The 25248-nt window shown below is 66.7% G+C and carries 19 protein-coding genes and 1 pseudogene; 10 read left to right on the plus strand and 10 right to left on the minus strand.

The genetic code is table 11. The features are described 5' to 3' along the window. Positions 1–172: 172 nt before the first annotated feature. The 9 genes and pseudogenes from B0G74_RS37435 to B0G74_RS37475 all read left to right on the plus strand — a co-directional run bounded on the left by B0G74_RS37435 (position 173) and on the right by B0G74_RS37475 (position 11856). A complete protein-coding gene (locus B0G74_RS37435; protein WP_132381763.1) occupies positions 173–808 on the plus strand; it encodes a hydrolase in 636 nt (211 codons plus the stop codon). Between the two features lie 224 nt (positions 809–1032). Further along, positions 1033–2914 (plus strand): annotated as a pseudogene (locus B0G74_RS37440) (amidohydrolase). 39 nt (positions 2915–2953) lie between these two features. After that, the gene (locus B0G74_RS37445; protein ID WP_132381765.1) at positions 2954–4423 is read left to right on the plus strand and encodes a mechanosensitive ion channel family protein; all 1470 of its coding nucleotides are present in this window, start codon (positions 2954–2956) and stop codon (positions 4421–4423) included. A 139-nt stretch (positions 4424–4562) separates the two neighbouring features. Next, the gene (locus B0G74_RS37450; RefSeq protein WP_132381767.1) at positions 4563–5204 is read left to right on the plus strand and encodes an HD domain-containing protein; all 642 of its coding nucleotides are present in this window, start codon (positions 4563–4565) and stop codon (positions 5202–5204) included. A gap of 99 nt (positions 5205–5303) precedes the next feature. Then, positions 5304–5555: a DUF1427 family protein gene (locus B0G74_RS37455; RefSeq protein WP_132381769.1), complete on the plus strand. Its 252-nt coding sequence runs from the start codon at positions 5304–5306 to the stop codon at positions 5553–5555. A 48-nt stretch (positions 5556–5603) separates the two neighbouring features. Next, positions 5604–6551 (plus strand): glyoxalase, encoded by a 948-nt coding sequence (locus B0G74_RS37460; protein ID WP_132381771.1) that lies wholly within the window; start codon positions 5604–5606, stop codon positions 6549–6551. Next, on the plus strand, positions 6541–8055 hold the full coding sequence (locus B0G74_RS37465) for an alginate export family protein (RefSeq protein ID WP_132381773.1): 1515 nt from the start codon (positions 6541–6543) through the stop codon (positions 8053–8055). The genes B0G74_RS37460 and B0G74_RS37465 overlap by 11 nt, the downstream gene beginning before the upstream one ends. 82 nt (positions 8056–8137) lie before the next feature. Beyond that, positions 8138–8650, plus strand: coding sequence for a DUF3331 domain-containing protein (locus B0G74_RS37470; protein WP_132381775.1), 513 nt, complete (start codon positions 8138–8140; stop codon positions 8648–8650). A 170-nt stretch (positions 8651–8820) separates the two neighbouring features. Further along, positions 8821–11856, plus strand: coding sequence for a winged helix-turn-helix domain-containing protein (locus B0G74_RS37475; RefSeq protein ID WP_132381777.1), 3036 nt, complete (start codon positions 8821–8823; stop codon positions 11854–11856). A gap of 7 nt (positions 11857–11863) precedes the next feature. Here the strand turns inward: B0G74_RS37475 and B0G74_RS37480 are convergent, their stop codons facing one another. The 4 genes from B0G74_RS37480 to B0G74_RS37495 all read right to left on the minus strand — a co-directional run bounded on the left by B0G74_RS37480 (position 11864) and on the right by B0G74_RS37495 (position 20231). Then, positions 11864–12784, minus strand: a complete 921-nt coding sequence (locus B0G74_RS37480; RefSeq protein ID WP_132381779.1) for a LysR family transcriptional regulator — start codon at positions 12782–12784, stop codon at positions 11864–11866. Between the two features lie 102 nt (positions 12785–12886). Next, the gene (locus B0G74_RS37485; protein WP_132381781.1) at positions 12887–16174 is read right to left on the minus strand and encodes an autotransporter; all 3288 of its coding nucleotides are present in this window, start codon (positions 16172–16174) and stop codon (positions 12887–12889) included. 81 nt (positions 16175–16255) lie between these two features. Then, complete coding sequence (locus tag B0G74_RS47160; RefSeq protein ID WP_132381783.1) at positions 16256–19420, minus strand: winged helix-turn-helix domain-containing protein; 3165 nt, start codon at positions 19418–19420, stop codon at positions 16256–16258. Positions 19421–19607: 187 nt separating this feature from the next. After that, complete coding sequence (locus B0G74_RS37495; protein ID WP_132381785.1) at positions 19608–20231, minus strand: GNAT family protein; 624 nt, start codon at positions 20229–20231, stop codon at positions 19608–19610. A 323-nt stretch (positions 20232–20554) separates the two neighbouring features. Between B0G74_RS37495 and B0G74_RS37500 the strand changes: the two genes are divergently transcribed. Continuing rightward, entirely contained in the window at positions 20555–21040 is a 486-nt protein-coding gene (locus tag B0G74_RS37500; RefSeq protein WP_132381787.1) for a hypothetical protein, read from the plus strand. Positions 21041–21180: 140 nt separating this feature from the next. Here B0G74_RS37500 and B0G74_RS37505 read toward each other — a convergent pair whose 3' ends face one another. The 6 genes from B0G74_RS37505 to sctS all read right to left on the minus strand — a co-directional run bounded on the left by B0G74_RS37505 (position 21181) and on the right by sctS (position 25237). Then, the gene (locus B0G74_RS37505) at positions 21181–21636 is read right to left on the minus strand and encodes a CesT family type III secretion system chaperone (protein WP_132381789.1); all 456 of its coding nucleotides are present in this window, start codon (positions 21634–21636) and stop codon (positions 21181–21183) included. A gap of 189 nt (positions 21637–21825) precedes the next feature. Next, complete coding sequence (locus B0G74_RS46025; RefSeq protein ID WP_162831287.1) at positions 21826–21993, minus strand: hypothetical protein; 168 nt, start codon at positions 21991–21993, stop codon at positions 21826–21828. Positions 21994–22148: 155 nt separating this feature from the next. Then, positions 22149–22397 carry a type III secretion protein gene (locus tag B0G74_RS37510; protein WP_132381791.1) on the minus strand — a complete coding sequence of 83 codons (249 nt, stop codon included), beginning with the start codon at positions 22395–22397 and terminating at the stop codon, positions 22149–22151. Positions 22398–22448: 51 nt separating this feature from the next. Further along, positions 22449–23732: a secretion protein gene (locus B0G74_RS37515; RefSeq protein ID WP_132381793.1), complete on the minus strand. Its 1284-nt coding sequence runs from the start codon at positions 23730–23732 to the stop codon at positions 22449–22451. A 157-nt stretch (positions 23733–23889) separates the two neighbouring features. Beyond that, positions 23890–24924 carry a hypothetical protein gene (locus B0G74_RS37520; RefSeq protein ID WP_132381795.1) on the minus strand — a complete coding sequence of 345 codons (1035 nt, stop codon included), beginning with the start codon at positions 24922–24924 and terminating at the stop codon, positions 23890–23892. A 49-nt stretch (positions 24925–24973) separates the two neighbouring features. Further along, positions 24974–25237, minus strand: coding sequence for a type III secretion system export apparatus subunit SctS (gene sctS, locus B0G74_RS37525; protein WP_132381797.1), 264 nt, complete (start codon positions 25235–25237; stop codon positions 24974–24976). Between the last annotated feature and the right edge of the window lie 11 nt (positions 25238–25248).

Raw genomic sequence — 25248 nt, forward strand, 5'->3', positions numbered from 1 at the left:
ACCGTGCGTCGCGCCGCACGCTTTCATTGGGTCTTTTTTAATAACGATTAAGGACTTCGACAAGGACTCCGCGCAGCGCCGTCGATAAACTCGGTTCCAGTTTTTCACTCGCTGCTCGAGCGAGCACGGCAAGTCACTCAGACTGCTTTGTCCATTCAATACGGAGCCCGTAATGCCGAAAGAACTCTTGACCCCTGATTCATGTGCGGTTGCCCTGATCGACTATCAGCCGCAGATGTTCTTTGGAACGACGTCGCATGAGCGCACCACCATTCTGCACAACGTCCAGGCGATCGCAAAGGCCTCGAAGCTCTTCAAAGTCCCGACGATCCTGACCACGGTGGCCGCCAAGTCGTTCAGCGGCGACATGGTGCCGGAAGTGCAATCGGTGTTTCCGGAGTACACGCCGATCGACCGCACGTCGATGAACTCGTGGGAAGACGTGAATTTTCGCAAGGCCATCGAGGCGACCGGCCGCAAGAAGATCGTGATCGCCGGCCTGTGGACGGAAGTGTGCGTGTCGTTCCCGACTATCCAGATGATCAACGAAGGCTACGAAATCTACGTGCCGACCGACGCTTGCGGCGACATCACCACGGAAGCACACGAACGCGCGGTACAACGCATCATCCAGGCCGGCGCGGTGCCGATGACCTCGTTCCAGTACATGTTCGAACTGCAACGCGACTGGGGACGCAGCGAAACGTACGAAGGCTGCATGGACATCCTGAAGGCGCACAGCGCATACGGCATCGGCGTGCGTTACGCCAAGTCGATTCTCGGCGAGCACGCGAGCGAAGCCGGCTGATTCGCGGCAGCCGGCGTGACATGACGCCGGCCAAGCCGTATCGACAGACGCCGGGCCGTTCGGCGGCGGCGTGCCGGCATCCCCGATACGCCGTTGCCGGCCGCAGCACCTGTTCGAATGCTCGATGGAAGGCGCGCCCTGTGTGCGCCTCCAGGCCCCCCTGTTTCCCGATTTCCGGGCTTGCCCGGACATAGCTCCGCGCGCACCGACCGGAGCGCTCTCCCATGAGGATCGCCATGACTTCCACACCTTCCGCGCCGACGCCGGCCGAGGTCGTCTTCTTCAACGGCAAGATCGCCACGCAGGACGACAAGCGCTCGTTCGCCGACGCGCTCGCCGTGGCGAACGGCCGCATCGTCGCCGCGGGATCGCGCGATGCCGTGATGCGGCACGCCAACGACGCCACGCGACACGTCGATCTGAAAGGCCGTACGGTCATTCCGGGCCTGAACGACTCGCACCTGCACATCATTCGCGGTGGCCTGAACTTCAACCTGGAGTTGCGCTGGGACGGCGTGCCGTCGCTGGCGGACGCGCTCGACATGTTGCGCAAGCAGGTGGCCCGCACGCCGGCGCCGCAGTGGGTGCGCGTGGTGGGCGGCTGGAACGAATTCCAGTTTGCCGAGCGCCGCGGACCGACGCTCGAAGAAATCAACGCGATTGCGCCGGATACGCCGGTGTTCATTCTGCATCTGTACGACAGTGCGCTTCTGAATGCAGCGGCATTGCGCGCGGTCGGCTATACGAAAGACACGCCCAATCCTCCCGGCGGCGAGATCCAGCGTGACAAGCGCGGCAATCCCACGGGCATGCTGATCGCACGGCCCAACGCCGGGTTGCTGTACGCGACGCTCGCGAAAGGCCCGAAGCTCGCGCCCGAGGATCAGCGCAATTCCACGCGCCACTTCATGCGCGAGTTGAACCGCCTGGGCGTGACGAGCGCGATCGATGCGGGCGGCGGCTATCAGGCCTATCCCGACGACTACGCCGTCATCATGGACATGGCGAAGCACAGCGAACTGACCGTGCGTATCGCCTACAACCTGTTCACGCAGAACGCCAAAAAGGAAATCGAAGACTTCGCCAAGTGGGTGAAGATGACCAAGCCCGGCGACGGCGACGATTTCCTGCGCATGAACGGCGCCGGCGAAATGCTGGTGTTTTCCGCGGCGGACTTCGAAGACTTTCTCGAACCGCGTCCCGATTTGCCGGACGCGCTCGAGGACGAACTGCAGGCGGTCGTCAAGCTGCTGGTGGCGAACCGCTGGCCGTTCCGTCTGCATGCGACCTACAACGAATCGATCGAACGCTTCCTGAACGTGTTCGAACGCGTGAACGCCGAGATTCCGTTCAACGGGCTGCGCTGGTTCTTCGATCACTGCGAGACCATCACGCAAAAAAAATATCGAGCGTGTGCACGCACTCGGCGGCGGCATTGCGATCCAGCATCGCATGGCGTATCAGGGCGAGTACTTCATCCATCAATACGGCGAAGACGCGGTGAAGCGCACGCCGCCGATCCGCCACATGCTCGACGCCGGCCTGCCGGTCGGCGCGGGCACGGATGCGACGCGCGTCGCGAGTTTCAATCCGTTCGTCTCGCTCTACTGGATGGTGTCGGGCAAGACGGTGGGCGGCACGTCGATGTATTCGAGCGAGAACAAGCTCGACCGGATGGAGGCGTTGCGCCGCTACACGGTGGGCAGCGCATGGTTCTCGAACGAGGAAGACCGCAAGGGCGCGCTGGTGCCCGGCCAGTTCGCGGATTTCGCGGTGCTCAGCGAAGACTACTTCTCGGTCGACGAGAGCCGCATCAAGTTCCTCACCTCGAACATGACGGTGGTGGGCGGCAAGGTGGTCTATGCGGACGACGAGTTCGCGCCGCTCGCGCCGCCCGACTTGCCGGTCAGTCCGTCGTGGTCGCCGGTCACGGAATTCGGCGGCTACAGCCGTTACAAGCCGACCGCGGTCGCGTGCGTGGACGGTTGCGTCAATCTGTGCGGCGTGCATGCCCATGCGCACGGTTGGGCGTGGCGCAAGAACGTGCCGGTCAGCGATTCGAATGGTTTCTGGGGCGCGCTGGGATGTAGCTGTTTCGCGTTCTGACAGCCACCGCTTCGTGCCACCCGACAAGCGAGAACCTTTATGCCGACCCTCGACGATGGCGTGCTGTATGGGCTAGGCATCCTGGTTCTCGATTTCCTCGCCTGGCGGTTCATGAGCCGTAAAACGGACAAGGGGCGTCTCGCGCTGCGTGCGCTGATGTTCGGCTTGTCGACTTACGTGCTGTTCAGTTACGGCATGAATCCGCTGCGCGCGGCGCCGTGGCCGGACGAGCCGTTGCGCCATCTGCTCGCGCAATTGCTGGAGGTGGTGTGGTGGTTGCAAGGGGCGCGGCTCGTGACGATCGTGCTGGATCGCACCGTGCTGCCGGAGACCTGGCACGAGGAGCGCCTGTTTCAGGACGTGCTCGGCGCGCTGGTGTTTCTGGCGGCTGCGGTAGGTGCGATTGCCTTTGTGCTGGAACTGCCGGTGCGCGGCCTGCTCGCGACCTCGGGTGCGCTCGCGATCGTGCTCGGTCTCGCGATCCAGAGCACGCTCAACGACGTGTTTTCGGGCGTGGTGCTCAACGCAACGGAGCCTTTTGCGATCGGCGACTGGGTCACCATCGGCGAGGTCGAAGGCAAGGTGGTGGAGACCAACTGGCGCGCGACCAGCCTGCTCAACGGTCAGGGCAATATCGTCGTGATTCCCAACAGCGTGGCGGCGCGCACGAATATCGTCAACGCCAACCAGCCTTCGCATACGCACGGCATCAGCGTGCTGCTGCCGGTCAAGCCGTCGATCCGGCCCGCTACCGTGTTGCAGGCGCTCGCCAACGCCGCCGCCAGTTCGGAGAACGTGCTCGCGGATCCGAAGCCGGTCGTCAGCGTGCGGCGGGCGACCAATGACGCGATCGAATACGAGATCGTCTGCTACGTCGATGCGCTCGGCAAGAAGACCGAGGTGCGCAACGAACTGTTCGATCTCGCGCACAGGCATCTGTTATCGCGCGGCGTGGTGCTGCGTTCGTTGTCCGTGCCCGAACCCGCGGTCGACGCCGCGGATGAAAAGCAGCGCCTGCTGCGCAACGTGCTCATCTTCCAGACGCTCGACGACGGTGGGATCGCGGAGTTGGCCGCGCAACTGACATGCCACGAGTTCGACATCGACGAGACCATCTACAGCGCCGCCGATGAAAGCAGCCACGCGCTGCACATTCTGGCGCGCGGCGTGGCGAAAGTGAGCGTGCCGAAGGACAGCGGCGAGGTCGAATTGCGCCGGCTCGCGCCGGGGGACTCCATCGGTCAGTCGGGCATCCTCGCCGGCGTTAGAACTGGCGTGGTCGTTCATGCGATGACGCACGCCACGGTGTTCCAGCTCGACAAGGCCGCGTTGACGCCGATTCTCGCGCGGCGTCCCGAAGTGGCGCGCGAGATGTGCCGGCTGCTGTCCGAACACCATGAAACGGAGAAGCTGATGCTGGCGTCGACGGACGACGCCGACCCAAGCTCCGGCGGTCTACTGCAATGGATTCGCGACGGCGTTCGGCGCATTCATGAACTCACGTTGTGAGCGCAGCGAGACGCGCCGCATCGATTCAGTCTTTTTAAGGATTCGCCAAAGTCTTTATGAGGTTAATTCGGTACGCTGCATTGATCGGCCGGTCGGCGATGCGCACCCGCGGCGGCGTGCCGGATAGGGAGAAGATGACATGAAGAAGAACATTGCGGGAGTCGGCATTCCCGACAGTCCGATGGCGCGGGCGGCAACCGATCAGATTCGGGCCGCGGAGTCCAGCTTGATGTTTCATCACGCGCTCAGGGCGTTTCTGTTCGGCGCGCTGACCGGCTCTCGCGACAAGCTGACGTTCGACCCGGAGTTGCTGTACCTGAGCGCGTTGTTTCACAACGTCGGTTTGAATGTGCAACACCGGCGCTCTCCGCATCGCTACGAGGTGGACAGCGCGAATGAGGCGCGCGACTTCATGCTGCAGTACGGCGCCGCCGCCGGCGCGATCGACGAGGTCTGGGCGGCGATCGCGTTGCACACCACGCCGGGCATTCCCGAGCATTTGTCGCCGCTCGTCGCGCTGGTGAGCGCGGGCGTGCAGATGGATATTCGCGGTGCCCGTTATGACGAATTCACCGCGCAGCAGCGCGATGAGATCGTGCAGGCCTGTCCGCGCGAATCCGGCTTCAAGAAGAAGATCCTCGAAGCCTACGCGCGCGGCATGGAGCATCGTCCCGAGACGACGTTCGGCACCGTGAATGCCGACGTGCTGGACCGGTGGGACCCGAACTATCGCCGGCTGAATTTCTGCGGGCTGGTGCTGGGTTCCGACTGGGCGAATTGACGCGGTTCGCCGCATATGACGACTGGCTCGCCGTGTGTCGGACGCCGCCTGGAAACGGGCCACGCGAACGCCGCAAGCGGGCATCGAAAGGAAATCAGAATGGGCTACATCATTTCATTGGGCGTTGGCTTCGGCATTGGACTTCTCTACTGGCTGCTCAAGGTGCAGTCGCCTGCGCCGCCACTGATCGCGCTCGCCGGCCTGCTTGGGATGGTGCTGGGCGAGCACGCGATACCGGTCGTCAAGGCGCAGTTTTTCGCGCAGACGGCCACGGTTCAGGTCGCCGACTCGCAGCAGAGCACCTCGGCGCAAAAGCCGGCCACGCCCGGCGCGACAAAAGAGGGCGGCTGATCCAGCAAGCCGTCCGTTCAGATCTTGCTAACACCATCGGGTAATCACATGTTCACTTCGCTTCAACGCTTTCGTCCCATCGCGGCTTTCTGCGCTGCCGTGTTGATCGGCCTCGCGCCGGTGTCGTCCGCTTTCGCCGATAACGGCCCGCCGGAAGTCTCGAACAAGACCGCGCTCGCGGCGCGCATGCCCGACGTCTCGGTCGGCGCGCAGTACGACACGACACACGTGTATGTCGCCTCGGCGGATCTCGACGCGTTCGTCACCAGCTTTCTCGCCACGTTCGGCGGCAAGGCATCGCCGCGCGCGGTGTTCACTGTGACGCCGACGCCGAGCAAGACCGCGTCGCAATACGTGCAGACGCCGGTCGGCATGCTGTCGGTGTTCGGCTTCGAAACGCCGATTCCCTATCCGTTCGGCAACGAGCGGACCGGCTACCTGGTCACCAACATCGACCAGGCGGTGAAGGCGGCGCGCGCGGCGGGCGCCGACGTGCTGGTCGATAGCTTCGACGATCCGATCGGCAAGGACGCGATCATCCAGTGGCCGGGCGGCCTGACGATGCAGCTCTATTGGCACACCAAGGCGCCGAACTACGCGCCGCTGCACAGCGTGCCGGATAACCGCGTCTATGTATCGCGTTATGAAGCCAACAACTTCGTGCGCCGCTGGCTGCATTTTTCGCATGGCAAGGTCGTGTCGGATAACCCGCGCGCGGATGCCGGCGTGATCGGCCGGCCTGGCGAGACGATTCGCGAGATCCGGATCAATTCGGGCTTCGGCCGCATGGTGGTGTTCGTCACGGACGGCAAGCTGCCGTTCCCGTTCGGACGTGAAACGACCGGCTATGCCGTCGACGATCTGACGCAGACTCTCGAGCGCGCGCAAGCGGCCGGCGCGAAGGTGCTGTCGCAGCCGTATAGCGGCGAAGCAGGCAAGAGCGCCGTGCTCGAATTCCCGGGTGGGTATATCGCCGAAGTGCACGATGTCCAGTAAAGCAGGCCTCATCCAGAACTTGCAGGCGTTGCGGCGGCGTTCGGCGCTGGGCGCCGCCCGTGCGCTGTTGATCAGCACGGGACTGGCGGCCGCGCTGCCGGCGTCGGCGGCGGATACCGCGCTCGGCGGCGCAGAGCAAACCAGCACGACCGGCACGCCCAGCAGCACGGCGGCGGCCGCAAACACTTCATGCGCGCGGCCGGTTGTCATGTTCAATCGCTGGCAGGAAAACTGGTCGGCACTCGCCAATCCGTGCGTGCCGAAGAAGCCCTTCGATTCGCTGAAATACATTCCGCTGTTCGGCAATCCCGACGCGTATATCTCGCTCGGCATGGTGCTGCGCGAGCGGCTCGAAATGAACGACGCGCCGCTCTTCGGCCTTGGTTCGGGCCGCGACGACACGTACGTGCTGCAACGTCTTGAAGTCCATGCGGATGTGCGCCTCGGCCCGCACGTGCAGATCTTCACGCAGTTCGAGGATGCACGTCCGTTCGGCAAGGACAACGTCTCGCCGGTCGACAAGAATCCGCTCGACTTGCGCCAGGCGTTCGTCGCCATCACCGAGCCGCTCGGACCCGGCACCTTCAAGTTTCGTGTCGGCCGGCAGGAGATGGCGTTCGACTTGCAGCGGTTCATCTCCGTGCGTGACGGCCCGAACGTGCGCCAGGCCTTCGACGCCATCTGGGCCGATTATGAAACCGGGCCGTGGCGCTGGATCGCTTATGCGACGCAGCCGGTGCAGTACCGCGACAACTCGGATTTCGACGACGTCTCCAATCGCGACCTGACGTTCAGCGGCGTGCGGGTGGAGCGCAAGGCCGTCGGTCCGGGTGATCTCTCCGCCTATTACTCCCGCTACAACCGCAGCAATGCGCGCTTTCTCGACGCCACCGGCGACGAACATCGCGACGTGTTCGACGCGCGTTACGCGGGCTCCGTCAATCACATCGACTGGGACGCGGAGGCGATGTATCAGTGGGGCCATGTCGGCAGCAAGACGATCGGCGCATGGGCGGTGGGCACGCTTGCCGGCTACACGCTGGCTTCGCTGCCGTGGACCCCGCGTCTCGGCTTGCAAGTGGATGCGGCCTCAGGCGACACGCATCCAGGAGACAGCCGCATCGGCACCTTCAATCCGCTGTTTCCGAACGGCTACTACTTCGCGCTCGCCGGTTATACGGGCTACTCGAACGTGATTCACGTCAAGCCGTCGCTCATCGTCAAACCGAACAGCAAGCTGTCGCTGCTCGCGGGCGTGGGGCTGCAATGGCGCGAGACCACCGCCGACGCGGTGTATCAACAAGGCTCGGCGGTCGTGCCGGGAACCGCCGGACACGGCAGCCGCTGGACCGGTTTCTACACGCAGTTGCGCGCCGACTATGCGGTCACCGCGAATCTCGCCGCCGCTCTCGAAGCCGTGCATTTCCAGGTCGGTCCGTCGCTGCGCGACCTGGGTGCGCGCAATTCCGACTATGTAGGCGCCGAACTCAAGTTCGGCTGGTAACGCCGTATCGGCACCACGTCGTGAGCGAGGCGTGTCGGAAGAGGGATCCGGTTCTACCCGCAAACACTTCGGGAGCAGCATCATGCATATCGACACCCCCTTGAAGCAACGCACCGAGACGGCTCAGCACGAGACGCGCGATCGTCGTGAAGCGTACTGCCAGGTCAGCGAGAACGCGGCGATGCCGGACGACGGCCGGGCGCCAGTGTGGAACCACGTGATCAACCGGCTGTTGGCGGACTATTGCAATGAGACCGATGGTGAAGCCTATCTGAAGGCGCGGGCGAAACGCGTCGCCGCCGCGCACGCGCCGTCGCGGCATATCCAGATCGAAGTGCTCGAGCGTCTGTCGGATACGTCGATTGCCGTGCTCTGGCAGGATGCGACCCGTTGCCAATATGTCGACCAGGTGTGGATCTGCTGCCGCGCGCGCAGCAAGGGACGCTGCGCTTTGAGCGGCGCGACGATTCGCCGTGACGATGCGATCTACAAGCCGAGAGTACGCAGCGCGATCCCGGCCAATGCCGACGCCATGATTCTGGCTTCCGTTATCGCGTGCATGCCGTCCACTCTCATGTCAGGCGACTCGCGCTAGACCGCGCGATCCGCAGCCGGCAGCCGCTTGCTCAGTACAAAAAATTTGAACGATAGGATCAGTTTTTTCCGCGCATGCGTACTCGCGGTTGATCTAGACTCCGGGGACGCTTCGCTGAGCAGTCAGTCCTCAGCGGTTCCTCATCCCGCTGTGTCTTGGATACTCAGGCAATGACCCGCATTGGCCCGCTTCAGGTGGACCTCGCCAGCCGAGAGCTGTTGCTCGACGGACAGCCTGTGCGCATCGGCACCCGTGCATTCGACATACTCGCCGTGCTGATCGCCGCGAACGGCGCGCTGGTGTCGAAGGACGCCCTGCTCGAACAGGTATGGCCGGACACCATCGTTGAAGAGAACAATCTTCAGGTGCATATGTCCGCCTTGCGCAAGGTGCTGGGCGAGAGCCGCAACCTGATACAGACCGTGTCGGGAAGAGGCTACCGGCTGGTATCCAGAGAGGCTTGCACGGAACAGCCGGGCAACGCCGTTCGCGACAACGCGCCCGATACCTCCGAACCAGTCCCGTCTGTTCGCAACGTCCCCAACAATCTGCCTGCCAATAGCTCGTCGCTGATCGGCCGGGATCAGGCCATCAGCGACGTTGCGCAGGCGCTCGCTTCAACGCGCCATGTCACGCTCGTCGGTTCCGGCGGGATCGGCAAGACCCGTTTGGCCATCGAGATCGCGCGCAGCTCGCTGGCGCACTTTCCGGAAGGCGTCTATCTGGTGCCGCTGGCGTCCGCCGTCGACGCAAATAGCGTGCTTGCCATGTTCGCCAACAGCGTCGGCGTGAGCGCGGCGAGCGGGCCGCTCACGCTGGCGCGCGTCAGCAAGGAACTCGGCGAACGGCGCGTGCTGTTCGTACTGGATAACTGCGAGCACGTGCTTTGCCCCGCCGCCGAGCTGGCCGAAGCGTTATTGAACGTGAGTCCGGCCATCCGGATTCTCGCGACCAGCCGCGAGCCGCTGCGTGTCGTGGACGAGCACCTGTACTGGGTGGCGTCACTCGACGTGCCCGCTCGCGACGATGAGAGCCAGCATGTTTTGCAACGCAGCGCCGTGCAGTTGTTCCTGTCACGCGCCCGCGCGATCGACGCGCGCTTTTCGTTCGACGACCGAAGCATTCATCTGACCGGCACCGTGTGCCGCCGGCTGGATGGCATTCCGTTGGCCATCGAACTGGCGGCGGCGCGCGCCGCGATACTCGGCATCGAGACACTCGCCGACCATCTCGACGACCGCTTCAACATGCTGACGGGCGGCAATCGCACGGCGCTGCCGCGCCACCAGACCTTGAAGGCGACGCTCGACTGGAGTCACGCCTTGCTCGACGACACCGAGCGCACGACGTTGCGCCGGCTCGGCGTTTTTGTGAACAGCTTCACGATCGATTCGGCGATCGCCATGGTGAGTGACGACGGCTTGCGTGAGTCCGGCGTGATCGCGGCGCTATCGGGACTCGTCGAAAAATCGCTGGTCGTGATGCACGCGGAGCGCGGCAAGGCAAGCTACCGGCTGCTGGAAACCACGCGTGCCTACGCGATGCAAAAGCTCGACGACAACGGCGAGCGGCGCCTCGTCACGCTCAGGCATGCACGTTATTTCGCGGACCTGGTCGCATTCGATTCGCCGAGCAATGCGCGTGAAGCACATGAAGCTCATGACACAAACGCCGCGGGCGCCGGCCCGGAGCATTGGCGCCACCACATGCGCGAGCAACTCGACGATTTGCGAGCCGCGTTGGCCTGGGCGTTATCACCGAAAGGTGACGCTGCGCTGGGCGAAACGCTGGCGGTGAAGTTCGTGTCGCTGCTTTATGAACTCTCGCTGGTCGACGAATGCTGCGTGTGGGCAAGGCGCGCTCTTGACACCGTGGACGCGATGCATCAGGGTGCGCGCTCGCCGCGCCATTTGCGCTTGCGCATGCAGCTGCTCGCCGCGCTCGGTGCGGCGCTCGTCCATGTGAACGGACCGAACCGGGAAACGCTCGGCACCTGGGCCGAGGTGCTGGCACTCGCGATCGCGTCGGGCGATCAGACCTTCGAAGCGCGCGCGTTGTGGGGCATGTGGAACGCGAGCCAGTCGGCCGGTGCGGCGCGCAATGCGCTGGCGTTCGCACGGCGCTTCGCGTCGCTCGCCGCGCAGACGGGCGACACCGCCAACGGCATTCTCGCTCATCGCTTGCTCGGCATTGCCTCGCACTACGTGGGCGATCAGCAAGAGGCGCGTGCCTCGCTCGATCAGTTCTTGCAGCACACCGGCCGCTTGCAATATCGGCTGCCGCTCGGACAATCCATCGATCAGGGCGTGGTCGGCCGCGCGACGTTTGCCCGCCTGCTCGGCTTGCAGGGCGCGCGCGATCAGGCGCTCAGAGTCGCCGAGGCATGCGTTGCGCAAGCATGCCGGCAGGAACAGGCGATGGTCACGTGCTACGTGCTGGTCGAGGCGGAAATTCCGCTGGCGCTGCTGGCGGGCCGGCGAAAGCGGGCGGCTCAGGCCATCGCGCTGTTGCGGGACGTGTCGGCGCGTGCCGGGCTGCGGGTGGCGCATGCGTGCTGCCGCTGTTTCGACGAATACCTGCATTCGCTGGACGACACCAGTGCGCAGCGTGTGCGTAGCTTCCGCGCCGCGCTGGGCGATCTCCAGGCGCTCGAATATGCCGCGCCGCGCGCCATGCTTGCCGCGCAATACAGTCTCGCGCTCGGCCGTGCCGGACAGCGGGAGAAGGGCATCGCCGCCGTGGCCGACGCGCTCGCGCAGGGCGATGAGACCGGCGACCAGTGGTATGCCGCCGAACTCAGACGCGTGCATGCCGAATTGCTGCTGATGGAGTACGCCGGCCAGTCACCGTTCGGCGATGCGGCGACGCATGCACAGGCGAGTCTCACCGCGGCAATGGAGGAATCGTTGGCACAGGGTTGCCGCTCGTTGCAACTGCGGGCCGCGACCAGTCTCGGGCGGCTTTGGCATGCGCAAGGCCGAAGCGTCGAGGCGGTGCAACTGGTGAAGTCAGCCTGCGCGAGACTCACGGAAGGCCGCGACTGGGACGACTTCAAGGCCGCTAAAGACTTGCTGCGTGTCGCGACTGAAGCGTGCGCGCCGGTCGGTACTTCCGCCGGCGGCGATACGCGGATGGACACGAATGCGCATGCCACTGCAGCACCGTTCGACGACCCGCCGCCGGACGAGATCAGCGAAGCCTGCTAGTCGAACCTCAACCGTGCAGCGTTCGCTGTTGCACCACTTCGTCGATCAGGTCTGGCCGGTTCAACTGCTCGACCCACCATTGCAGCGCCTTGCCGCATTCGTTGTCGCGCCACGCCAGATAGAAATGCGTGACGTCGCGCATGCCGATCACTTCCTTTTGCACCAGTTCGCCCTGGCTCAGCGCCTCGACGGCGAGGCATTCTGGAATCGTGCCCGCTGCCAGGCCCTTGATCTGCGCGGCGAGTTTGGCTTCGAGCGTCGGCACCGTGAGCACTTCCTGATTGACGGCGAGCGCGATCGTGCGCGGCGCGAGTTTGCGTGACGTATCGCCGATCGCGACCGCGCGATGGCGCGCGACGACGTCCAGCGTGAGCGGTCCGGGTATCGACGCCAGCGGATGATCCGGCGCCACCACGAACACATGCCGCAGCGAGCCGATCGGTTTCGCGATCAGATTGGGAATGGGCGGCGGATCGCCGGCCGCGCCGACGATCAGATCCGCGCGACGAGTGAGCAGCGCGTCCCACGAGCCGCCCAGCACTTCTTTCGACAGATGCAGCCGCGTGTCCAGCTTGAGCTTGTAGAACTCGCTGACGTGATGCCAGAGCAGATCGAACGGAATGATCTCGTCGACGGCGATGTGCAGATCGGCCTCCCAGCCGTGCTGGATTCGCTTCGCCTTGAATTCGAGCGCTTCGGCCGCCTCCAGCAGACGGCGGCCTTCCTCGACGACCACACGCCCCGCGTGCGTCAGCGTGGCGCGCCGGCCGGTGCGGTCGAACAGCTTGACGCCGAGATCGAGTTCGAGTTTCTGAACCAGATAACTCAGCGAGGACGGCACCTTGTGAAGCGTTTCGGCGGCGTTCGCAAACGTGCCGGTTCGATCGATTGCATCGAGCACCTGCAGGACTTCAAAAGATAGATTCATGGAGAAGAGCCGGCTCTGTCGGATACGTTCAGCAGGATGTTCAGGATACTGGATTTCCTGAGCTCCGCAATGATCCGGCCGCACTCACCACACGTCCCGCCTCTAACCGTCCAGCCGATCCACCAGCGCAAACGGAATACTCTCCGCAAACAGTTCGCGGTCGCCCGTCGCGCTGGTCTGCGTATTCAGCTGCAGCGCGAAATTGAAACCCGGGCTGCGCGTGCTGGTGGTGCGCTCCTTGACCTTCAGTTCGATCGGCATCCAGGAGGCCGGATCGTTGAGAATGCTGTCCGCCTTCGCGTCGATTTGCGCGTGCCCCGCGGCGGCCTCGGCGGGCGGCAACTGTTTCGACATTGCCGCCAGCATGTCCAGTTGCTTCGCCGCGCCGCGCTTGAGCCGGTAGCGGTGGAAGTAGGTCTGATTCGGCCGCCGGTTCGCCTTCACGTCGCCGAGATGGCGTTCGAGACGTTGCGCCGCGAGCGTGCGCGCGGGCGCTTGCTGCGGTTCGGGACGGCCGTTCAGCCGCGCGTCCTGGCGTTCGCCTTCCTGCTCGGCGAGCACCTGTTCCGTGAACAGATCGAGCCACTGGTCGCGGCTCGCGTCGAGCGCGCGCGTGTAGGTTTCAGCGCTGGAATACTCGGTGTCGAGCAGACACGCGCGATGCGTCAGTGCGCCGTCCTCGCGCACGAGTTGCACTTTGGCGAGGTGGCTGTCGTCGGCGAAGGTCATGGTCGCCGAGGGTGCGTCGAGCGAGACGAGGCCCACGCCCACACTCGACGCAGGCGCACCGACCGCTTTCGTGGCGCTGACGGTTCCGCTCAGCCGTCCGATCAGACGCGAGCCCGCGCCCACCCGATCCTGCTCGATCTGCATGCGGCCGCTTTGTTCATTTGAATCGAGCGTCTGCTTCGCGGTCTTTTCATAGCCGATGCCGATGTTCGCGCCCGCGCGAAACGGCGAGCCGATCTTCGGCACGGTCACGGAGACGCCGGCATCGGCGGAACCGCCGCGCTTGACGGTGCGCGCCACCGAGTCGGTCCAGCTGATCGACACGTCGGGGTCGTCGAAATAATGGTCGGCGAGCCGGTTCCAGGTGCCGCGCGCGCCACCCGAATTTGCGCCGTGCGCCTCGGTCGTCTCGTCGAACACATGATCGATGATGCCTTCGAGTTTCGTGCGCATCGCGCTGTCGTCGTAGCCGGTGCCGTTCCGATTGACACGGCGCGCCACCCGCAGCGATACGCCGCTCGGCTCGGACAATTCCTGCGAATGCAGCACGGCCTGCGTGGTCAGCCCGGCGCGCAGCTGGGTCAAGCCGACGTCGACGTCGTAGCCCACCAGCACGCCGACGCCCGCATGCCGCAGCTGGGTTTTCGCGGTGCCGACGAACATCTCGACGCCATGCGTGCCGCGGCTCAACTCGACCACGGCTTCACGGGTTTGCGACGCGCGCAGATCGACGCGCGGCGCGATCGGCACCGCGCCCGCATGCAGCACCTTGCTCAGATTCGCCGAGAGCCCGCGCGTGCTGACGCCGATGCGGCGGCCATCGGTCAGGCGCAAGCGCGAACTCGACTGCAGATCATGCGCGACGTCCTTGAGCGTTTGCCGGACCGCGTCGGCGCTGTCGGCCTGGGCGGCCGGGGCGGGCGGGCGCGCCTGATCCTTCAGGGCCGACACCTGCGTCCAGAACGGCGAATCGGCGGGCACCCCGGCGACCTTGCCCCATGAAGCGAGCCGCTCCAGATTGAACGGTTGTTTCGCGATTGACCTGAACGGCTTGCTGCGCGCGAGCGTGTGCGGATCGGTGTTGGCCCAGCGCGTGGTTTCGGCGCGCAGGCGATCGAGCGTGGCGGGTGAGCCGACATCGCGCTGCTGCAACTCGGCGCACATCTGCTGCGCGCGTTCGGTGACCTGGTGCAACTGATCGGCATCCATCCGGCCGTTCGGAAAGCCGCCCGACTCGAGCCACACATGCAAGGCCGCGAGTTCGGCAATCGACTGCTCCGGACGCGCGTGCGAAAGCGCGGCGGCGGCGCGCATTTCCGGACGCTCGCGCAGCGGCTCCAGCGCCCCGCGCATGGCCTCGTCGAGTTTGCCTTGTTCGGCGCCGATCGTTTTGCGCGGCACGCCCTGGGTGCCGAAGCGCAGCGCCGAGAGCGGCGAGCTGCGTTTGCCGGCGAGGCGCGGCAGGAAACTCTTCCAGCGGTTTTCGCCGACCCGGTCGATGGTCTTCGCGGAGAACTTGTTCAAACGCTCGCGGGCTTGCGACAGGTCGCTGCCGCGTCCGTCCTCGCGGAAGTTCTGACGCCACGCGAAGAACGCGCCTTTCTGATCGGCGCTCAGTGCCGCGCGTCCTTGCGTGGTCAGTGTCGAGGCGGCGTCGTAGGCTTGCCAGGCGAGCGGCGTTTCATTGAGCGGCGTGCCTGCTGCCGGTGCCGCGCGCGCGGCGACGGCGGCGGGCGCGGGGTCCTGCGCCGGCCCTGCGCCGTGGAGCGGCGGATCGAGCGCATCGGCGGCTTGCAGCATCATGCGTTGCGCGAGTTGCGTCGACACATCGCCGGGGGCGGGTTGGCCGTGATGGCGCAATTGGCTGAGCGCTTCGAAACCGGCGTCGGTGCGCGCGAGCGTGCGGGCCACTTGCCAGGCGCCGGCTTCGGCGGGCGTGCTCGAGCGGGCGGTGTGCATCTGCGCGAAGTCGAGATGTTCGAGGGCGTCGAGCACGTGGTTGGCGCTGGGTGCGTCGCCGATCCTCGCGCCGTGCAACGCCTGGGCGACGAGCGAGCCCCGGCTGGTCGGCAAGGCCGCGTCGGGGCCGCCCAAAGCGGCCAGCCGATGCGAGAGTTCGGCCTGCGCGAGCAGATCGTGCGACGGACCGGGCAGTTGTTGGCGCACGTACTCGCTCAACGCGGCCTCGCCGGTCATGGCGTCGAGCGGGATCGCCGTCGATGCTTCGTTGCCGTGCTCCACCGCAAGCGTGGTGTTCGAAGTGGAAGAATCCGCGGCGCGCGCCGTTTTCCCCAGCGCCTGGCGGCTTTGCCGCTCGGTCTTGGCCAGCGCCGTTCCCGCCGCGTTCGACCCTGCTACCGGCTTCGCCGCATAACGCTCGCCGTCGGCGGTGAAATCGGCCGGCGCGAACGGCTTGCCGTGCTGACTGGTTTGCGACAAGGCGGTGCTGACGTCGAACTTGCTCGCCCGCAGCCGCGCGCCGGTCCGCGAGAGCGTGTTGCCGAGCCGGCCCAGCAGCGTGTCATCGACGAGCGGCCGGGCCTGCGGCGTGCCGGTGGGCGGCGTGGCGGGCGCACCGCCGGGCCGCTGCGCGGGCGCTTGCGCCGCTTCGGTGTCCGGCGTGTGGGGCAGGTGCGGCGGCAGGGCATGAATGTCGGACATGGCGCGTGGCGTTCAACGAGCGGCAGTTGAACCCACGGTATTAAGCGCGTGTGACACCCCCAGGCAGCGTGCGAAGCGAAGTCACCGCACGCGAAGCAGCCCCGCGGCGGCCGAAGCGTGCAGCGCTTCGAGATCGACGGTGATGCGCAGTTCGAGCCGGCGCGCGCCATGCTGACGCGCGCGCAGCAGCGCGTCGTCGAGCAACTCGCGCACCGTGCGCGGATCGTCGCCGGTGCGCAGGCGCAGCATGGCGTCCAGGCGCAGCAGCTCGGGCACGTACCAGAGCTCGCCGGTGCGCTCGCTGCGGCTCACGGCGTCGCGCAAGGTAGCGCCGAGCGACGCCGCGAGTTCCGGCTTGCCGTGCAGCGCAATGCGCGGCAGCAGCGTGGCGATGAACGCGATGTCGGGCACATAGATGCGCTCGCGCGCGATCCGCTTCAACGCGCCGGCAATCAGGCGCCACGCGGCTTCCTCGTCGCCGCGCCGGGCTTCGAGCCAAAGCTGGAAATCGAGCCCGAGGCGCAGCCAGCGTTTGACGCCTGCCGCACGCGCGCGCGTGACCAGCGCCGCGGCGCACGACTCGGTGAGCGCGATGTCGTCGTCGAGCGCGGCGAGCGCGCAGGCAAGACCGAGCGCGATGCAGCACGCGAGCGGTTCGCTCTCGTCGGCGGGGTCGCGGATCGTGACGCGCGGCGGCGTCGTCAGATGCGGTTCGCCGACCAGCCACAGCGCGACGGCATGAATCGCGCGCGCCACGAGATGCAGCGAGAGTCCATAACTGGTGGCCACCGCGTTGGCTTCGCGGCTCAGGTCTTCGTCGATGTCGTCGGCGGTGTCGTCGTTCAGGCCGACCACCGGCGCGAGCAAACGGATCGCGGTGTCGAATTCGCCCGCGTACGCCTTGACGATGCCCTCGATGCGCCGCGCGTTGATGCTCACGGCGGCACTCTGCGCGACCGGCGCGATCTCGCTGAATTCGTTCGCGAGGCGCCGGCATTGTTCGATCTCTCCGGCGTCGAGCGCGCACATTACGAGGCAGAAGAGCGCACGCAGGCGGTAGGGCGTGTCGGCGCAGATATTGGCGAGTTCATAGGTGCGCTGCCAGCTCTCGACGATCTCCGCCGACGCGCCGCGCCTGAGCATCAACGCACGCGCGAGCACGGCGCGCAGCCGCATTTCGTCGCGGATGCGCCGCATCGACACGCTGTCCACCCGCGCCAGCACGGCACGCACCCAGCCGATGTATTCGTCGACGAGCGCGAGCGCCACCCAGATCGGCGCGGTGTTGTCGAGCAGCTCGATGCACAGCTCCACTTTGTCGACGGACACGGCCCATTCGAGCGCGGCGCGCAGCGCGTCGATGTCGTGGCGGCTGTGCGCGGTGGCTACGGCGACGCCCGCGCCGAAGCGGCGCGCCATGTCGCGCGCGACGAACTGCGCGTGATGCAGTTCGGCCTCGGCGCTTTCCCGATTGCGCTCCAGCGCGTCGAGCGCGAAGCGGCGCACGGCGGGCGGCAAGCGCAGCCGCAAGGCGCCGTCGCAGTCGACGGTATTCACGAGGCCCGCGTCCATCAGCGTATGGAGCTGGCGCTCCAGCAGACGCGGCTCGGGCGGCCCGAAACCGTAGTCGCTGCCGAACGCGCCGAGCATTTCATAGGCGGCGTCGTGCGAGAACGCGGTGGCGAAAATGCCGAGCCGGCGCAGCATGGTGCGAGTGGGCGCTTCGAGCGCAGCGTACGAGAGATCGAGCATCACGTGCACGATCGCCGCGCGCGGCAGCACGATGCGGCGGCCGCCGCTGCGATACGTCATGACGGTGTCGAGTTCGCGCGCGAAGGCCACGATCGCCTCTTCCGGCGGCACGCCCGCGCGCACCTGGCCGGCAATGGTCGCGGCCGCCAGTTCGAGCGCGAACGGTACGCCGTCGACGCGCCGGCAGATCAGCGCCGCCGCCGCGAACGTGGCCGGCGCGATGCCGCTCACTTCCGGCAGCGGCGCGTGCAATGCGGCGGCCTTCACGCAGCGCGCGAGGCGGGAAAAAAGCAGCCGCAGCGCGTCGTAGTCGAGTGTGGCGGGCGTGCCGTCGATCTGCTCGGGCGGCACGCGCAACGCGGCCACCGGCACGGTGGTCTCGCCGCCAATGAAGAGCGGCGACTCGCAGGTGGCGATCACATGCAGGCCGCCCGTGTTGGCGACCAGCGTGTCGATCAGGCTGGCCGCCGCTTCGCTCAGATGATCGCAATGATCGACGATCAGCAGCATGCGGCGCTCGCCGATCTGCGCGGCCAGATTGGCGGCGCTGGCCAACTCGCTGGCCGGCTCCAGCCCGACGGCCGCGCCGATCGCGTTGGCCACGCGATCCGGTTGCGCGAGCGAGGCGAGCGCCGCGCAGAAGTCGCCGTCGGGAAAGTGCGGCGCGAGGTGGCTTGCGGCTTCGATCGCCAGGCGCGTTTTGCCGACGCCCGAGGCGCCCGTCAGCGTGACGATGCGGCGCGTGGGCACCAGCGCGAGCAATTCCGACAATTCCGCATGACGGCCGATGAACGGCGACGGATCGATGATCTGCGAACGCAGCGAGGTGACCGCGCTGGTCGGCATCAGCGCGGGGAACGCGGACACGGCCGGCGCGACCGCCGCGGCGAGATTCGATGCGCCGGCGACGGATGCGACCGCGGCGGACGGACTGTACGGCGCGCTGCTGAAGCGCGCGGTGCGGGTGGAGGCCGAACCGGACGCGCCGAACGCGGCGCTATAAGCGGACGCGGCAGTCGCAGCGGACAACGCGCGGGCCGGCGCGCCGAAGCGGAACCCGGCCGTGGTCAACGGACTCGCCGCCACCGTCGTGGCGAACGAGGTGGCCAGCGACGCGGCAATGCTGCCGGCGTTCGCCACCGCGAGATCGAGCCCGGTGTCCGGCGTTTCGAGCACGCGGACCTCGCCCGCGAAACGGTAGCCGCGGCCGGCCACGGTGACGATCAGATCGCGGTCGCCGTCGAGCGCGCGGCGAATCGCGGAGATTTGCGCCTGCACCGTGTTCGCGTCGACATTGCTGCCCGGCCAGACGATTTCGCGCAACTCGGCGCTCGACACCACGCGGCCGCGTGCGTCGAGCAGCGCCGCGAGCATCGCGAACGGACGCGCGCCGAGTTCGATGACGGCGCCGTCGGAAATCAGCAGGCCCACGTCGCGCGCGAGCCAGAATCGCGAGAAAGCGATCACCTGACCAGTGAGCCGCGGTAGCGACATGATGAATCTCCGGCGTAGTAGTGTTTCGGTCCACCGGCGAGGAATACTCGCGAGGCATGCATCACGAAATGCCCGCGCTGCGGCTATTCGTCAGACCAAAGTATTATCGCCCGAGAAGTGAACAATTGCCTGGACTGCGGACACTTCTTCAATGCAGGGTGCGCCGTCGACGGTGAAAACGCTTGCTTCACGCGTCCGCGAGACTCCATTGCATGGTATTGCGCAACCACGCGACGCCTTCGCTGGCCGGTTCGGGCGGCACCGGTGCGGGACGCGTGAGCGCGTAGAGATAGCTGTCGGCGGCGGCGAGGCCACGGTTCGGACGCGGTTCGTGGTTCGTCAGGCGCGCTTCCTGTACGAAGCCGAGCCGCTCCATCGAACTGTGCGCGGCGCCATCCACGGCGCAGCACGCAAATACGCGGTACACGCCGGGCTGCTCGATCAGCCAGTCGATCACTTCCTGCAAGGCCAGCACACCGGCCCGGCGCCGCCGCGCGCCGCCATGCCGGCTGATGATCACGCCGATCTCCACGCGCGGCAGCGTTGGCTTCAATTCGATCAGCGCGGTCAGGCGGCCGGTCTCCCTGCATTCGAGCGTGTAGCGGATCAGGCTGCCGTCGTCCCAGCCGCGCCGCGCCTCGGCGATGAATTCCTCGGTCTGGCTCACGCCGGTGTGGCGCAGCACAGGCAGGTCGCGCATCGTGTCGGCGTCGCCCAGCATCTGGTCGAACAGGGCGGGAGCGTCGGCGGGGGTCAGGGGGCGTAGCCGCAGATACGGCGTGTCCAGAGTGTCGAGCGGAGTGAAACGCATGAGTCGGATTCCGAGTGAGCGACAAACCCCGGCAGTGTGGCGCCGTCGCATGACCGGCGCACGACGCGCCGCGAATCGGCGTAAGGGCGCGCGAAGACCTGGCAGCGGGCCGGGCGGCTGGCCTCGGCCCGCCGCTGAACACGCAAGTGCGGCAACTACGGCGTCGTGCTGCTGAGCGCTCGCGCTTCGTATCGGTGCACGCGAGTTCGCACGCCGGCAGCGAGTTTCGTACGCTGCTTGTAAGGTCGAGCAGGATGCCTGTTCGACGTCCTTGTCTTGTGCTTCGCGTTGACGGCGCACATTCACACCAGGAGCCCCGCACCATGCCGAATTCCCCATCGATCGGACGTTCGAGCAGTACGCTGCCGCTTTCCGACTCCAACGCCCCATCGTCGTCGTCGCCGGCGGACGGCGGCAAACCCGCCGGCGGCTTGCCGCACGCCGGTCCACAAGCCGACGACAAGCTGGGCGCACTGGCCGGCAACGGCAGCGGCGCCGCGGCGGGCAAGGGCGCGCGCGCATCGTTCGCGGCGAAGGTGCCGTCGCCGGCCACTTCGGCGACGACGACTGCGCCGGGCGCGGCTCAGTCGGCCGCTCAATCAGCCGCTGGCGGCGCGCCGGGGCGCGCCGGACGCCTCGGCGCTTTCTCGCAAGGCGCGGCGACACTCGCGAACGGCGCCACCGGTGTCGAAACGGCGGGCGTGAACGTGGTCGGCGGCCTGCTGCAACTGGAACAGGCCGCGGTCATGCAGCTCGCCGAATTGCTGAAGCAGGGCGCGCGCAACGTGGAAGAAGCATCGAAGGGATGAGGCGTGCAACGAGGTCCGCCAGGCGCGGACCCTCGAGCGAGTGTGTTGCGGGTGCAGTGCCTGCGTTGCTGGTGAGTGGCGTGGCTAGTTGCCCTTGTGATTACTCCGGCGTTGCTTGATCGGCCGCGCTCGGCGTTGCATCACGCCCGCAGCCAGAAAAACTCTCCCGACGCGATCCCTTCGAACATCTCGTCGTTCGACTCCACGATGTTCTGTCGCCAGTAGCGCCCGTGCTCTGCGTAGTGCGCGAGCAGATCGGCGAGCGCCTCGCCGTTCAGGTCGTCCGCGAACGGCAGCCGCAGCACCAGCACGACGCCGCCGGTATCGGTGTCGAGCCCCAGTTGCGCCTGGTCCTGCGCATAGATCAGCAGGTTGGCCTCCAGCATCAGCCGGAACACGACGAGCGTGCGTCCGGCCGTGACCGTGCCGAAATGGAAATTCGCGTACATCGCGTCGAGATCGCGCTCGAAGTAATCGAGCCGCACGTCGAAGCCCTCGACCTCGATCGACCGCGTGCGCAGCACATGGTCCGCGTCGCCGAGACCGACGGTCGCGCACAGATCCATGATCAGGCTGGTGTAACGCTCGCTGCTCATTCTCGACCCTTGCTTGGCGGTTGCGCGCGGTGCCCGGCTGGCCAGGCGTTCTTTTGTCCGCTTCGCGAGCGGCGGACGCCGCGCCGCGCCTCTCGCGCATGCCGCAAAAAACACGGCCGGACCCCGTGTGCGACGGGGCCGGCCGCGTGCGGACCGCCGCCTGTGGCGAACGGCCCGCGTCTGCAATGCTTAGCCGCCGCGCGAAGCATCCTTGACGTTGCTTGCGCCGCTCTTCGCGATGTTCGCCACCGATGCATACATGCTTTGTTCAACTTGCATCTGGGCGGACATCATCGTCATCTGATCCATTTCCTGCGTGAGACCAGCCATCATTCCGCCTGCGCTTCCTACGGACATAAGAACCTCCAGTGACTATGGGTAGAGAGTGAGTGGCCTACATCGAGACCTGCCGCCGCGCCGGCCGCTCCTGAGAGCGGGCCGCCGCGGCAAGCGCGTTATCCGCATGCCGAGCGCGTGCCGCGCCGGGCATGCGGTGAGCCGCCGCGTCGCGCTCAGGCGCGCGCGCCGGCCTGTTTTTCCTGCAGCCGCGCGATCACGCGCGACGCGGCGAGAAAGCCGCGATACAGCTTCGCCAGATTGTTGCGATCGAGGTCGGTGGCGCCCTGCGTGTCGCTGATGCGCTGCGCCGTCGCGTCGAGCGCCTGGCGGATCGCTTCCACTTTGGGCGCGCCGGCCGGATCGGCGAGCGTCTTCTGCAGGTCGTTGAATTCGCTGGCGTGGGCTTCGAGCTGCTCGTACATGTCGATCTCCTGGTTGTCCTGGTTGAAGCGTGGCGGTGTGCCGTTGATGGGTCAGCTCGACGGACCGCGCGGCTGGGCCGGCGGCAGTGTCGCGGGATTGGGCAGCGGCACGACGCTGGCCGCGCTGCGAGTGACGGTGTCGTTGTCCACGATCGAGGCGTTGGCGGTGTTTTGCGTGTTGCTCGTGGTGGTTTTGCCGTTCGGCGCCGCGTTCGTGTTCGCGGCGGTTGTGTTACTGGCATGGCCGGCCGCGTTCGCATCCGCAAGCGCCGCGTCGCTTGCACCGCTTGCGCCTGCTGCATTCGCATTCGCAGCCGCATCGCCGTCCGACGCCGGCGTGTCGATTGCGTAGATGTGTTTGACGCCATCCGGCGTTTGCGCGTAACGGACGTCGTCGGAGGAAATCATTTCGGAGTACGACGCCGCCGCTGGCCCGGCCGCCATGACGTTGGAGTTTTCCGCGGCCTGCACCACGATGTTCTTCACGTTCGGATCCAGATCGGCCCGCACGCGCGCGAGCGCCGTATCGAGATCCGCGCGGCTGCTGACCGCGCCGGTCACCGCGAAATTACCGTCGCCGAGATAGCGCACGTGCGCGCCCGCCACGCCGAGCGAATCCTCGATGCTGCGCGCGTCGTTCTGCGCGACGTCGTAATTGCGCGAGATGCCGGTCGGCGAAATGCGCGCGAACAGATTGCGCACGGCGTCGTCGTCGGCGGGGCTCGTGACCATGCCGGTCACCACCACCGTGTTGCCGACCGCGTGCGCCTGCAAGCCGGTCACATGGGCCGCGGCCAGCCCTTCGTTGACGCGCTGCGCGCGGTCGTCGGCATTGCGCGGCAGCGCGGCGCGGCTCATCTGCGTCGTGGTCAGCAGCGAACCCGCGACGATCACGATGCCGAGCACGAAGCACGCGACAACCGCGCCCACATAGCGGCGGCGCTTCTTGCGTTCGGCGGCGAAGCGCGCTTCGGCGGGACGCGTCAGCAGCATCGACAGCAGGTCGAGATCGGACGGCCACACGGCGTCGTCCGCGCCCACGCACAGAATCATGTCGTCGAACTGCATCGGCACGAAGTCCACCAGCAGCACCACTTCTTCGCCGGCCACCGGCGGCGCGGCCTGCCCGTCCGCGGTGTCGGCCATCTGCACCGCTGCGGCGACGCGCTGTGCGCTGACCACGCCGCTCGCGTCGACGTGCAGCAGCGCATCCGCGCCACGCCAGTCGGTGAGGCGGATGTCGGCATCGTCGTCGGCGCCGACGCGATGCGTGCCCGGCGTGAGCTGCAATTGCGCTCCCGCGTGGACGCCCGTCAGTATCCGCAGCAGTTTCATCGTGCTCGCACAGGGTGGGTGGGAGAAGCGCCGGAGAAGCGCGCGGCTTGCGCGCTCAGGCCGGCTCGATCGACCTTAAATGTAGCCGCGCGATGTGGCGTGTCAGCGAACGGATGCGAAGGCGCCGCATGCGATGCGAAGCCGCGCGGCAAACCGTTTAGCGACGATTGTCTGGAAAGGCGCGGCGTGGTCCAGGCGGGCTTCCCGGGGCGTCGGATAGGGACGGCGGTGCGTCGCCGGCGCCGTGCGGGCTCCCTTCAGCGGCGAGGCGACGGGATGCACCAGACGCACCAGACGCGCCCGAAGCCGAAGCCCGCCCAAGCACCCCGCCGCGCAGCCCGCACAACGTATCGATCGAGCGCCCGAGCTGCGCCGCGTTCGACGGCTTATCCGCATGCAGCCACAGCAACGGAAACAGCAGGTTGAAACGCTGCACGCGCTCGGGCGGCGGCAGACGCGTGACGGCTTGCCCGGACGCACTGCCCGCGCGCTCACGCAGCGCGGCCACGCCCGAACTCGCCCCCGGCTGCGCGGCGGCAAGACTGCCGATGCGCTGCTGCACACTGAGCAGATCGATCGACTGCTCGAGCACGCGCGCGTCGAGCGGCATCTGCGGATTGGCGGCCAGTTGCTCGCGCAAGCTCAGCATGTCGTTGCGCCATGCGTCGCGCACCGCCGCCGCGCGCGCGCTTTCCTCGCCCGGCTGCGCGTACTGCGCGGCGACCGCGTCGAGCCGGCCGGACGGCGGCGGTGGCACGGAGCCGCGATCGCCGCGCGCCTTGATCCCGGGCGCCGCGCCAGTGCCGTGCTCGTCGCTGTGATCGCCTTGCGAATGACCGCCGCCGCCCCCGCGTCCGCCGCCGTCGCGGTTGACCTTCTGGCCTTCCGCGTGATGCGCTTCGGCGTCGTCTGGGCCGTCGTCGTCGAGACCCGGGCCGTTGCTGCGCTGTTTCTTGGCGGCGCGCCGTTTGCGCGCCAACTGGTCGGCCATGCGCTTCGCGCGCACCGAACTCACCGAGGGTCCGCGTTGCGCGTCGCCGCCATAGGTGAAAGTGGTGGTGCCGCGATACAGCGCCGCGAATTGCGCGCCGTTACGCGCGCCTTGCGCGTTGGCCGATTTCTGCTGCGCCTCGGCCGTGCGCTGTGCGTGGGCCGCCGCTGTGTCGCTGCCCTGATGGGAGATTCGGCTCATGTCGCGCGCCTCGCAAAGTGGCCCGGTTCAACGGCGGGCCTGCACCGCTTCAGAGCGGCACGGCCGCCTGCATCAACTCGTTGGCGAAGTGCAGGATCGCCGCGCACGAGAGCGGCGCGGCGACCACGATCACCACCGTCACCGCGATCAGCTTGACCGCGTGCGACAAGGTCTGATCCTGCATCGACGTGATCGCCTGCAGGAACGACACGCCGAGACCGACCACGGCCGCGACGATCACCGCGGGCAGCGACACGGTCAGGCACAGCAGCATGCCTTCAGTGGTGAAGCGGATCAGCGAATCGATTTCCATCTGGTCTCCCG

Source organism: Paraburkholderia sp. BL9I2N2 (genome assembly GCF_004339745.1).
In the GTDB taxonomy this organism is placed as follows: domain Bacteria; phylum Pseudomonadota; class Gammaproteobacteria; order Burkholderiales; family Burkholderiaceae; genus Paraburkholderia.